General features: G+C 65.9%; 11 protein-coding genes and 2 pseudogenes. 6 read left to right on the top strand and 7 right to left on the bottom strand.

What is annotated here, in order from left to right; translation table 11 throughout:
• Positions 1-582 (bottom strand): annotated as a pseudogene (locus AVJ23_RS22610) (IS3 family transposase); the annotation flags it as partial.
• Between the two features lie 308 nt (positions 583-890).
• On the opposite strand from AVJ23_RS22610, the pseudogene AVJ23_RS11085 reads away from it, so the two are divergent.
• A pseudogene (locus AVJ23_RS11085) lies at positions 891-1,184 on the top strand (integrase core domain-containing protein); the annotation flags it as partial.
• Positions 1,185-1,354: 170 nt separating this feature from the next.
• Here the strand turns inward: AVJ23_RS11085 and AVJ23_RS11080 are convergent.
• Entirely contained in the window at positions 1,355-2,944 is a 1,590-nt protein-coding gene (locus tag AVJ23_RS11080; RefSeq protein ID WP_058862248.1) for an ABC transporter substrate-binding protein, read from the bottom strand.
• A gap of 235 nt (positions 2,945-3,179) precedes the next feature.
• On the opposite strand from AVJ23_RS11080, the gene AVJ23_RS11075 reads away from it, so the two are divergent.
• Genes AVJ23_RS11075 through AVJ23_RS11055 form a run of 5 tightly spaced genes read left to right on the top strand, consistent with a single transcriptional unit; the run spans position 3,180 to position 7,340 of the window.
• Positions 3,180-4,184 carry an ABC transporter permease gene (locus tag AVJ23_RS11075; RefSeq protein WP_437176752.1) on the top strand — a complete coding sequence of 335 codons (1,005 nt, stop codon included), beginning with the start codon at positions 3,180-3,182 and terminating at the stop codon, positions 4,182-4,184.
• The gene (locus AVJ23_RS11070) at positions 4,184-5,089 is read left to right on the top strand and encodes an ABC transporter permease (RefSeq protein ID WP_058862247.1); all 906 of its coding nucleotides are present in this window, start codon (positions 4,184-4,186) and stop codon (positions 5,087-5,089) included. Before AVJ23_RS11075 ends, AVJ23_RS11070 begins: the two co-directional genes overlap by 1 nt.
• Positions 5,089-5,922, top strand: a complete 834-nt coding sequence (locus tag AVJ23_RS11065; protein ID WP_058862246.1) for an ABC transporter ATP-binding protein — start codon at positions 5,089-5,091, stop codon at positions 5,920-5,922. The genes AVJ23_RS11070 and AVJ23_RS11065 overlap by 1 nt, the downstream gene beginning before the upstream one ends.
• Entirely contained in the window at positions 5,919-6,680 is a 762-nt protein-coding gene (locus tag AVJ23_RS11060) for an ABC transporter ATP-binding protein (RefSeq protein WP_058862245.1), read from the top strand. Before AVJ23_RS11065 ends, AVJ23_RS11060 begins: the two co-directional genes overlap by 4 nt.
• A 60-nt stretch (positions 6,681-6,740) precedes the next feature.
• Positions 6,741-7,340 carry a cupin domain-containing protein gene (locus AVJ23_RS11055; RefSeq protein WP_058862244.1) on the top strand — a complete coding sequence of 200 codons (600 nt, stop codon included), beginning with the start codon at positions 6,741-6,743 and terminating at the stop codon, positions 7,338-7,340.
• Here AVJ23_RS11055 and AVJ23_RS11050 read toward each other — a convergent pair.
• From AVJ23_RS11050 to AVJ23_RS11030, 5 genes are read right to left on the bottom strand one after another with little or no spacing between them, the layout of a single operon-like run.
• Positions 7,320-7,802 (bottom strand): GAF domain-containing protein, encoded by a 483-nt coding sequence (locus AVJ23_RS11050; RefSeq protein ID WP_058862243.1) that lies wholly within the window; start codon positions 7,800-7,802, stop codon positions 7,320-7,322. The two genes, AVJ23_RS11055 and AVJ23_RS11050, sit on opposite strands and share 21 nt — an antisense overlap.
• Positions 7,799-8,701, bottom strand: coding sequence for a polysaccharide deacetylase family protein (locus AVJ23_RS11045; RefSeq protein WP_058862242.1), 903 nt, complete (start codon positions 8,699-8,701; stop codon positions 7,799-7,801). Before AVJ23_RS11045 ends, AVJ23_RS11050 begins: the two co-directional genes overlap by 4 nt.
• Entirely contained in the window at positions 8,698-9,432 is a 735-nt protein-coding gene (locus AVJ23_RS11040; RefSeq protein WP_058862241.1) for an amino acid ABC transporter ATP-binding protein, read from the bottom strand. Before AVJ23_RS11040 ends, AVJ23_RS11045 begins: the two co-directional genes overlap by 4 nt.
• Positions 9,398-10,096 carry an amino acid ABC transporter permease gene (locus AVJ23_RS11035; RefSeq protein WP_084794489.1) on the bottom strand — a complete coding sequence of 233 codons (699 nt, stop codon included), beginning with the start codon at positions 10,094-10,096 and terminating at the stop codon, positions 9,398-9,400. The genes AVJ23_RS11040 and AVJ23_RS11035 overlap by 35 nt, the downstream gene beginning before the upstream one ends.
• Positions 10,096-10,773, bottom strand: a complete 678-nt coding sequence (locus tag AVJ23_RS11030) for an amino acid ABC transporter permease (RefSeq protein ID WP_058862240.1) — start codon at positions 10,771-10,773, stop codon at positions 10,096-10,098. Before AVJ23_RS11030 ends, AVJ23_RS11035 begins: the two co-directional genes overlap by 1 nt.
• Positions 10,774-10,805 lie beyond the last annotated feature (32 nt).

Genomic DNA, 10,805 nt, shown 5'->3' with positions numbered 1-10,805 from the left:
CCGTTCTCACGCATCAGACGACCGACACGGCGGTGGCCAATGTTCAGGCCCAACTCCTTCAACTCCTCGGTCATCCGCGGACGGCCATAACTGCCTAGGCTGAAGCGAGACTGCTCCTTGATATGCGCCAGAACGACCATGTCAGTCCGTTGCCTTTGACTGACAGGTCGGCTGCGATAGGCCCGCAGACCGCGGCCACTGACATCCAGCACGTCACACATGCGTTTGGTGCAAAAGGCATCGCGATGCTCTTCCCCTCTCATCGAAACTGCGTTTCGACTGCCGGGCAGTGGATGAACCGAAACCTCATGGCTCTTGGCCCGCGAAGAACTGCGTTGCCTTTTTTAGGATCTCCCTCTCCTCCTTGAGAATGCGGTTCTCGCGTCGAAGCCGTTCATTCTCCCGGGCAAGGTCAAGGTCTTTGTCCGACACCACGTCAGTGTCACGATGCGCCGTCACCCACTTGTTCAGCGTCGACAGGCCAACGTCCAAATCCGATGCCACCTGCTTCCTGCTCAGCCCCCTCGTCAGCGCGATCCGAACCGCATCAGCGCGGAATTCGTCCGTTCGTTTCAGTCCCATAGTACGTCTCCTTTTCTGCAATAAATGCTATCAAAGGAGCGGCATCAAACCGCGACACGTCCAGTTCGGGCCTTCTGCTTGAGATCTGGAAACTCGTATTGAGGACGGTGAGGGCCGCCATCGCGCGTACCCTGTGTTTGCTATGGAAGAGATCATTTATTGACGGCAGAACCCCTCTGGGCAACCGTATCAGGGTATCAGGGTATCAGGGTATCAGGGTATCAGGGTATCAGGGTATCAGGGTATCAGGGATACCGGACGCCCCATGACCTGCTGACCTAAGCGGCCAGAATTTCCCGACATGCTATGGCCCAGAATTTATCGCTCAGACGGTGCGGGACTGGGTCGCGGCGGTCGGTGCCAAGCCGGCTTACATAGAGCCGGGGTCACCATGGGAAAACGGATACTGCGAAAGCTTCAACGCCCGCTTCCGGGACGAGTTGCTCAACGGTGAAATCTTCTACAGCTTGCGGGAAGCCCAAATCCTGATCGAGCAATGGCGCATCCACTACAACACGATCAGGCCGCACAGCGCTCTGGGCCACCGCCCACCCGTGCCGGAAAGCATCGTGCCAAGGGACCAGGGGCCGACGATGCAATAACAATTAAACCGGACCACCCGATGGGGGCACGCCACTTGGCGGCACAATCCCGCGACAGCTGTCAACCGACCCGACCCGGCGATGCCATGAGCGCAGAAAAAAGCCGCGACCCGGAGGCCGCGGCAGAAGACCGGTCCCGGAAAGAAACCCGGGGACGGGGAGTGAGGGGCTCAGTTCTTCTCGACGAGGCGGTAGAAGACGAGGTCGGAGCTGGCGCCATGCACATAGCCCGTGACGTCCTCGTCCATGCCGACCTGAAGCGTGGCCTGGTACATGATGACGAAGGGCGCCTTGGCCTGCACGTCGCGCTGCAGTTCGAGATACATTTCTTCGCGCTTCGCCGGGTCGCTTTCGGACAGGGCGGCCATGGTGCGGGCGTTCATCTCGTCCGAGACCTCCCACGCGTTCCGCCAGGTGGTGGTGGAGGCGTAGCCGTCATCCGAGTTGTCCTTGTTGTAGGCAAAGGCCTTGGCGTTCGAATGCGGGTCGTTGAAGTCGGGACCCCAGTACAGCATGATCGCCTCGTGCTCGCGGGCACGGTACTTGGTGATGATCGCGGCGGTCGTGCCGGGAACGATATCGAAATTGATACCTGCCTCGGCAAAGCTGGCCTGGATCGACTGCGCCACGTCGGTGAAGGGCGCGAAGTTGAACACGTCCATTTCCACGTTGATCGGAAGTTCGACACCCGCATCCGCGAGGATCTGCTTGGCCTTCTCGGGATCGTAGCTGAACGGCGTGTCCTCAAGCGCGCCGGGGAAGCCCTTGGGCCAGAAGGCCTGGTGCGTTTCCATCTGTCCCTTGAGCAGGGTGGAGGTCAGGCCTTCATAGTCGATCAGGTAGCGCGAGGCTTCCCAGAGCGCCTCGTGCTGCAGGGCCGGAACCTTCTGGTTGAACGAGATGAAGTGGATCGCGGCCTGCGGATGGATCGAGACCTTGAACCCGTCCTCGGGCAGGGCGGCGACCTGTTCGGGCGTCATGTTGCGCGCGATATCCACGTCACCCTGTTCCAGCAGCAGCTGCTGGGTCGCGGCCTCGGCCACGTGGCGGATGATGATCTGGTCGAGCTTGGGGCCTTCCTTGAAATAGTCCTTGTTGGCGACAAGGCGCAGCATCTCGGCCGGGCGGTACATCTGGAGCGAGAAGGCGCCCGAGCCGGCGGAGTTGGTGTTCAGCCAGGCATTGCCCATGTCACCGTCGACCGCGTTCTCCATCACGAGTTGACTGTCGACAATCGAGGCCGGGCGCGCGGCCAGCACGTTCATCACGAAAGCGGGCGAGAAGTCGCCGGCATATTTCAACGTGACGGTGTTGCCTTCGCCGGTGACCATCTCCTCGATGTTCTCGGGGGTCCAGCCCAGCTGGGTCAGGATGAAGGCGGGGTTCTTGTTCAGCGCGACCACGCGCTTGAAGCTGTAGACCACGTCCGCGGGCGTGACCGGGTTGCCGGAATGGAAGCTCACGCCGTCGCGCAGGGTGAAGGTGATGGTCCGGTTCTCGGCATCGATCTCCCAGCTTTCGGCGAGGCCACCGACCAGCTCGGTCGTGTCCTCGGCATCGTATTGCACCAGCCGGTCATAGACATTGGCCATGTACTCGCTGGAGGTGAATTCATAGGCCTGTGCCGGGTCCAGCGCGACGATGTCGTCGATGTTCTGCGCCACGACCAGCACGTTGGGCGGGGTATCCGCCAGCGCCGGGGTGCCCAGCATGGCCAGCGCGGTCACCGCCGCCGCCACATGCCTGAGGGAGTGTTTCATGGATTAGACCTCCTGTTGATCAGAATGCGCCGCGTTGCAGGCGCGGCCGTTGTTTTCACGTGACCGGCCGGGGCCGGGTGGCGTAAAATATTTTTACTGTAAGCAGAATGGTCTTTACATGGAAAGAACTTTTGTTCGTAATGCGGACATTCTGACGGTTCCATGACAGGAGATCTCACGTTTGGCGGCAGATTTGTCCGAACCCGGTGCCGAAACGGACCATCGCGCCAGTGATCTGGCGCTGGGGCTGGGCCGATTCGCGATCGTCACCCTGCTGACCTTCCTCGGTCTCCTGGCGATCACCTTCTTCATCGGGCGCGTCGTGCCAATCGACCCGGTGGTGGCGGTGGTCGGCGACCGCGCCAGCCAGGAGGTCTACGAGGCCACGCGCGAGGCGCTGGGGCTGGACAAGCCGCTGCCGGTGCAATTCGCCATCTACGTGCGCGACGTGCTGACCGGCGATCTGGGCACCTCGCTGACCACCGGGCGGCCGGTGGTCGAGGACCTGGCCCGCTTCTTCCCGGCCACGGTCGAGATGGCCACGGTGGGCATCCTGATCGGGGTCTTCCTGGGCGTGCCCATGGGGGTGATCGCCGCGGCCCATGCCGGCAGCTGGCTGGACCAGGTGATCCGGGTGCTGGGGCTTCTGGGCTATGCCGTGCCGGCCTTCTGGATGGGGCTGGTCGGGCTGGCGGTGTTCTATGCCGGGCTGGGCTGGGTGTCGGGGCCCGGGCGCATCGACATCTTCTATGACGGGATGGTGCCCACGGTGACGGGGCTGCTGACGGTGGATGCGCTGATCGCCGGCGACATGACGATCTTTGCCAACGCGCTGTCGCACCTGATCCTGCCCGCCTCGATCCTTGGCTTCTTCAGCCTCGCCTATATCGCGCGCATGACGCGCAGCTTCATGCTGGACCAGCTGGCGCAGGAATTCGTCACCACCGCCCGCGTCAAGGGCGTGAGCGAGCGGGTGGTGATCTGGAAACATGCCTTCTACCCGATCCGGGTGCAGCTGGTCACGGTGATCGGGCTGAGCTACGCGGTGCTGCTGGAAGGCTCGGTCATGGTCGAGATCGTGTTCAGCTGGCCCGGGATCGGCAATTACCTGACAACGGCGCTGTTGCGCGCCGACATGGCGGCGGTTCTGGGGGCGACGATCCTGATCGGGACGGTCTTCATCGTGATCAACCGCCTGTCGGACCTGCTCTACCGCGTCTTCGATCCGAGGAGCCGGTGATGGGCGCGGTACGGGACTGGTTGACGGATGACGCGCCGGCGTCGCGGCTGCAGGCGCAGGCGGGGCGGGCGTGGTCCATCGCGCGGGCCTTCGGGCGCAACCCGCTGGCCATGCTGGGCGCGGTGATCATCGGGGCGCTGATCGTGGTGGCCATCTTCGCGCCGTGGCTGTCGCCGCATTCGCCGGTGGGGCAGGACCTGGGCTCGCGGCTGCTGCCACCCTCGGCCGAGCACTGGCTGGGCACCGACGAGCTGGGCCGCGACATCCTGAGCCGCATCCTGCACGGGGCGCGCATCACGCTGCTGATCGTGGTGATGGTGGCGCTGATCTCGGCGCCGCTGGGGCTGATCATCGGCGCGGTGGCGGGCTATTTCGGCGGCTGGGTCGACCGGGTGCTGATGGCGCTGACCGATGTGTTCCTGTCGCTGCCCAAGCTGATCATGGCGCTGGCCTTCGTCGCCGCGCTGGGGGCGGGGTTGCAGAACGCGATCATCGCCATCGCGGTCACCGCCTGGCCCGCCTATGCGCGCATCGCCCGGGCCGAGACGCTGACCTTCCGCAACTCGGAATTCATCGCGGCGGTGCGGCTGCAGGGCGCCTCGCACCTGCGGGTGATCGTGGTGCACGTGATCCCGCTCTGCATGTCCTCGACCATCATCCGGGTGACGCTGGACATGGCGGGCATCATCCTGACCGCGGCCGGGCTGGGCTTTCTGGGCCTCGGCGCGCAGCCGCCGCTGCCGGAATGGGGCGCGATGATCTCGCGCGGGCGGTCCTTCATCCTCGACCAGTGGTGGGTGGCGACCATGCCGGGCTTTGCCATCATCATCGTCAGCCTGGGCTTCTGTTTCCTGGGCGATGGCTTGCGCGACGTGCTGGACCCCAAGCAGCGGGAGGGGCGCTGATGACCGCGCTGCTGGAACTGGACAACCTGCGGGTCAGCTTTCCCGGCCCGCGCGGCCGGGTGGAGGTGGTGCGCGGCGTCTCCTTCACGCTGGGCCGCGAGCGGCTGGGCATTGTGGGCGAGAGCGGCTCGGGCAAGTCCCTGACGGGGCGGTCGATCCTGCGCCTGCTGCGCCCGCCGGCGCGGGTCGAGGTCGATGCGTTGCGCTTCGACGGGCAGGACCTGATGGCGCTGAGCGACCGGCAGATGCGCCGCGTGCGGGGCGCCCGGATCAGCATGGTGATGCAGGATCCGCGCTACTCGCTGAACCCGGTGATCACCGTGGGCGACCAGATTGCCGAGGCGCTGCGCGTGCATGAGCGCATCCCGCGCCGGGCCGTGCAGGCCCGGGTGCGCGAGATGCTGGAGAAGGTGCGCATCCACGATCCCGAACGGGTCATGCGGCTGTATCCTCACGAGGTCTCGGGCGGGATGGGCCAGCGGGTGATGATCGCCATGATGCTGATCCCGCAGCCCGACATCCTGATCGCCGACGAGCCGACCAGCGCGCTGGATGTCAGCGTGCAGGCGCAGGTGCTGGACCTGATCGAGGAGATGATCGCCGAGAACGGCATGGGGCTGATCCTGATCTCGCACGACCTCGACCTCGTGGCGCGCTATTGCGACCGGGTGCTGGTGATGAACCAGGGCGAGGTGGTCGAGGAATTGCAGGCCGGCGCGCTGCATGCGGCCCGGCACCCTTACACGCGGGCGCTGCTGGACTCGGTGCCGCGCATGGACGAGACACGCGAGGTGCTGCCGGTGATGGACCGCAGCGCGGGGGCAGGGACATGAGCGCGGCGCTGGACATTCGGAGCCTGTCGGTGCGCTACGGGCGCACGGATGTCGTGCGCGACGTGTCGATCCGCGTGGCCCGGGGCGAAAGCTATGCGCTGGTGGGCGAGAGCGGCTCGGGCAAGTCGACGATCCTGCGCGCCGTGGTGGGCATGGTGCCGGACTGGCGCGGCGAGATCGAGGTCGACGGCGCGCCGCGCAGCGCGCTGGGGCAGGGGGCCTTTGCGCAGCACTGCCAGATGGTCTTCCAGGATCCCTATGCCAGCCTGCACCCGCGCCGCACGGTGGATGCCACCCTGTCCGAGCCGCTGCGCATTCACGGGATCGGCAATCGCGACGCGCAGGTGATCGAGATGATGCGCAGTGTCGGGCTGGACCCGCGCTATCGCTTCCGCTTTCCGCACCAGCTCTCGGGCGGGCAGCGCCAGCGTGTCGCCATCGCCCGCGCGCTGATGCTGGACCCCAAGCTTCTGCTGCTGGACGAGCCGACCAGCGCGCTGGATGTCAGCGTGCAGGCCGAGATCCTGAACCTTCTGGTGCGGCTGCGCGCCGAGCGCGGGCTGACCTATGTGCTGGTGACCCATGCGCTTCCGGTGGTCAGCTTCCTCTGCGACCGGCTGGGCGTGTTGCACAAGGGCCAGCTGGTCGAGGAGACCGGCGTTGCCGCGCTGCATGACGGCGCATTCCGGGCGCCCTACGCGCGAGAGTTGTACCAGGCCAGCCTTGGCGCCGGAGACCGGGTGCGCGATGCGGGGTAAGACGATTTCGCACGTGTTTCCCGGCCCATACGTGGTAAGGGCAGGGCAGGAGGGCAGCGTTTGGATACGGGCATCACGCAGGACGAGCTGTGGATCGGCGGCATGATCCGGGCACGGCGGCAGAAGCTGGAGCTGACCTTGCAGGAGGTCTCGGAGGCGGCGGGCATCTCGACCGGCTACCTGAGCCTGATCGAACGCGACAAAGCCACCCCGGCGCTGACCACCCTGTCGCGCATCGCCGCGGCGCTGGGGGTGGGGATCGACGCCTTTGTCGGCAAACCGCAGCCGGCCGATTGCATCACCCGGGCCGATACGCGGCCGCAATTCCTGCTGGGGGCCTCGAAGGTGCGCTATGAACGGCTGGGCGCGGTCTTTCCGGGCTCGGAGCTGTCCTGCTTCATCCTGACGATCGAGCCGGGCTATTCCTCGGAACAGACCGGCCATGCCGGGGAAGAGACGTTCTACGTGCTGTCCGGGCGGCTGGATTTCACCCTGGACGGGCAGGTGATGGAGCTTCAGGCGGGCGACAGCGCGCATTACGATTCCACCCGCGCGCATGGCTGGGCCAATCCCCATGACGAGGTGGCGCAGGTGCTGTGGACCGGGACGCTGGACCTGTTCGGCGACCGGGCCGGGGGCTCAGAGCAGCGGGCCGAGTGAACGCGCCCGGGCATAGGCCGCATGGGCCGGGCCGGACAGGTCGCGCTCCGTCTCGGCCACACGCTCGGGCGTGTAATGTTGTTCCTCGTGCAGGATGTTCATCGTCGCCACCAGCTGGCCACCCTCGGTGATCGGCAGGTTGATGACCGAGCCGCAGCCCAGCCGGCCGATCAGTTCCGCATCGGGAAAGACCGTGTCGATCTCGGCCAGCGTGTTGGCGACAAAGGTCTGCCCTTTGCCATGCACATGGTCCAGCCAGCGATTGGGTGTGATGGGTTTTGTCCCGGCGGCGGGATAATTTTCCGGATCCGAGCTGTAGGCCCGGCGCGCCTGCATCGCCTCCATGTCCACCGTCATGATCGTGAAGAGCTTGGCGCCGACACTGCCCTTCACGAGGTCCTGCAGCGCGCGCCACGCGTCATCGGGGGTGCGGGCCGCGGCCAGCCGGTCGTCGAAGCTCATGTCATCTCCTGTGCTGCGTGGCGCGCGATCTGTTCATGCGTGGCGATCCAGACATCGCCGGTTTCGCGCGCATGGCGCAGCACCCGGTCGAGAATGCCGATCCGCGAGCGGTAGCCGATGACGAACGGGTGCATGACCAGCTGGCAGAGCCCGCCCTCGGACCGCGCGCCGTCCAGTTCGGCCACGAAGACATCGCCCACCTGTTCGGGTGTCAGGGTGGGGCGGGTCGGCGGGGTGCGGTTGTAGAGCAGGTAGACCGCGTCGTCGCGGTGCCAGTCCACCGGCAGCTCGACCAGCCCGGTGGGGGTGCCGTCGGTCATCAGCTCATAGGGGTCGTCATCGGCCATCATGCTGGAATCGTAAAGGAACCCGGCCTCGGCCACCAGCCGGATCGTGGCGTCGGACAGGTCCCAATGCGCGGCGCGGTGGCCGACGGGGCGCTGGCCGGTGATCTCTTCCAGCGTATCGCGGGAGCGGGCGAGCGAGGCGGCCTCCTCCTCGGGGGTCAGCGTGCCGTTGACCTCGTGGATCCAGCCATGCACGCCGATCTCGTGCCCGGCGGCGGCGATGCGGCGCGGCTCGGACGGGTCGATCAGGGCCGAGACGGCGGGGATGAAGAAACTGGCCGGGGCTGCGTGCCGTTCGAGCGTGTCGAGGATGCGCGGCACGCCGCGGCGCCGGCCATATTCGCCCCAGGCCAGCCGGCCCACCGCGCTGCGCCCGCCGCCCATCTCGAAGGTCTCGTGGTCGCAATCGAAGGACAGGGCCAGCGCGGCGCGCGCGCCCCCAGGCCAGGGCGGGCAGAGCCGGCGGCCGGCGCGCACGGTGTTCACCCGGGCGCGCCAATGTGCCTCGGGCCAGTGATAGGGGCTGTCGGCTTGCGTGTCGTGGGCGCTCATCGCAGGACCTTTCCGAAGAAGTCGCGCGCCCGCTCGCTGGAGGGGGCATCGAAGATCGCGTCGGGCGGGCCGGCCTCGACCACGCGGCCGGCATCCATGAAGACCACTTTGGACGAGACCTCGCGCACGAAGCTCATCTCGTGGCTGACCAGCAGCATGGTCATGCCTTCGCCGGCCAACCGGCGGATCGCGTCGAGCACCTCGTTCACCAGCTCGGGGTCGAGCGCCGAGGTCACCTCGTCCAGCAGCAGGATTTCCGGCTTCAGGGCCAGCGCGCGGGCGATGGCCACGCGCTGCTGCTGGCCGCCCGACAGCTCGTCCGGGTAGGCCTGCGCCTTGTGCTCCATCCCCACCAGTTTCAAGAGTTCCATCGCCTCGGCCTCGACCTCGGCGCGCTTGCGGCCCTTCACCTTGGTCGGGGCGAGGGTGACGTTGCGCAGAACGTTCATGTTCTGGAACAGGTTGTATTGCTGGAACACGATGGCCATCCGGTCGCGGGCGGCCTTGACGGCGCGCGGCGCGGCATAGTCGATGCGCGTGCCGTCCACCTCGACGCTGCCGCCGGTGACAAGAGTCAGCCCGACCAGCGCGCGCAGCACGGTGGACTTGCCCGAGCCCGAGGGGCCGACCAGCGACACGACCTCGCCGCGGTCGACCTCGAAGCCGATCCCGTGCAGCACGGCGAGCGCGCCGTAGTTAGCGTGAATGTCGTTGACCGCGAGGTGTGGCAAGTCGTTTCTCCAGGTATTGGCCGAGGAGGCTCAGCGGGAAGGACATGAGGAAGTAGCAAAACGCGATGGTGCCGAAGACCAGCACGCCGGAATAGCCCTGGTTGTTGAGCTCCTTGCCGCGGAAGGTCAGCTCGAACACGCCGATCTGGGACACCAGCGCGGTGTCCTTGATGAAGCTGACGGCAAAGGCGATGGCGGGCGGGATGATAACCGGCAGGGCCTGCGGCAGTACGCAGAGCCGCATGGTCTGGAAGCGCGACAGGTTCATCGCCTGCGCGGCCTCGATCTGGGTCTTTGGCACGCTCTCGATGCCGCCGCGGATGATGTCGGCGGTATAGGCGATGGCGTAGATGCAGATCGAGATCACCGCGATCGAGAACAGCGACACGTCCGAGGCGACGGTCTGGATGAAGAACAGCACCAGGTAGATCACCACGAGGAAGGGGATCCGGCGGAACACCTCGACATAGGCGATGCAGGCCACGCGCAGCGGCAGCGCCCAGAGCCCGGGCGTGGTGCGCAGGTAGACCAGCACCAGCGCGAGGCCGAAGCCGATCAGGCAGCCCAGAAGCGTCATGGACAGGGTCATCAGGGCGCTTTCGCCCAGAAGCGCGATGTTCTTCCAGGTGAAGAAATCGGGAAGCTGCGAGAGGATCCGCTCCATCAGAAGATCCTCGCCTTGACGCGGAAGGCCCAGCGGCCCAGCAGCGCCAGCCCGATCGAGGCGATGAAGGTCAGAACCACGTACATCAGCGCCACGATGGTGAAATATTCCAGCCAGCGATAATTCACCGTGGACAGGTTGATCGCCTGCCCGGTCAGCTCGTCCACGCCGATCACGGCGCCGACCGAGGTGCCCATCACGAGGATGACGATGAAGAAATTGGCAAGTGCGGGATAGATCGACTTGGCGATATGCGGCACCACGATGTAGCGGATGCGCTGGGGCAGGGACATGCCCATGGTCTCGCCCGCCTCCATCTCGGTCTGGCGCACGGACAGGAACCCGGCGCGCAGGATCATCGTCAGGTAGGCGCCGGCATTCAGCGTCAGCCCGATCAGCACGCAGGCCTCGTTGGACCAGCGGATGCCGAATTCGGGCAGGCCGAAATAGAGGAAGTAGATCTGGATCAGCGCGGGCGTGTTGGTGATGAAGATCACGAAGGCGTGGACCAGCCAGCGCACCGGGCGCGGCGCAAAGCTGAGACAGGCGGCGCCGACCAGCCCGATCAGGCACCCGCAGGTGAAGGCGAAGACGCCCAGTTGCAGGGTCAGCCACGCGCCTTCGAGCAGCGCGTCGAAATTGCGCCAGACGACGTTGAATTGGAAATTGTAGTCCATGCGAGGGGGTGCTTCGGGCCTGCGTGTGCGGG

Source organism: Pseudoponticoccus marisrubri (assembly GCF_001482405.1).
Classification (GTDB): Bacteria; Pseudomonadota; Alphaproteobacteria; order Rhodobacterales; family Rhodobacteraceae; genus Pseudoponticoccus; species Pseudoponticoccus marisrubri.
The sequence above is the reverse complement of the archived record's forward strand: the minus strand, read 5'-3'. Positions and strand labels throughout refer to the sequence as shown.

Coding starts and splice junctions, on each gene's coding strand:
- AVJ23_RS11070 (WP_058862247.1), top strand. CDS start 4,184: ATGGGCGCGGTACGGGACTGGTTGACGGATGACGCGCCGGCGTCGCGG.
- AVJ23_RS11035 (WP_084794489.1), bottom strand. CDS start 10,096: ATGGAGCGGATCCTCTCGCAGCTTCCCGATTTCTTCACCTGGAAGAAC.
- AVJ23_RS11060 (WP_058862245.1), top strand. CDS start 5,919: ATGAGCGCGGCGCTGGACATTCGGAGCCTGTCGGTGCGCTACGGGCGC.
- AVJ23_RS11080 (WP_058862248.1), bottom strand. CDS start 2,944: ATGAAACACTCCCTCAGGCATGTGGCGGCGGCGGTGACCGCGCTGGCC.
- AVJ23_RS11050 (WP_058862243.1), bottom strand. CDS start 7,802: ATGAGCTTCGACGACCGGCTGGCCGCGGCCCGCACCCCCGATGACGCG.
- AVJ23_RS11065 (WP_058862246.1), top strand. CDS start 5,089: ATGACCGCGCTGCTGGAACTGGACAACCTGCGGGTCAGCTTTCCCGGC.
- AVJ23_RS11045 (WP_058862242.1), bottom strand. CDS start 8,701: ATGAGCGCCCACGACACGCAAGCCGACAGCCCCTATCACTGGCCCGAG.
- AVJ23_RS11030 (WP_058862240.1), bottom strand. CDS start 10,773: ATGGACTACAATTTCCAATTCAACGTCGTCTGGCGCAATTTCGACGCG.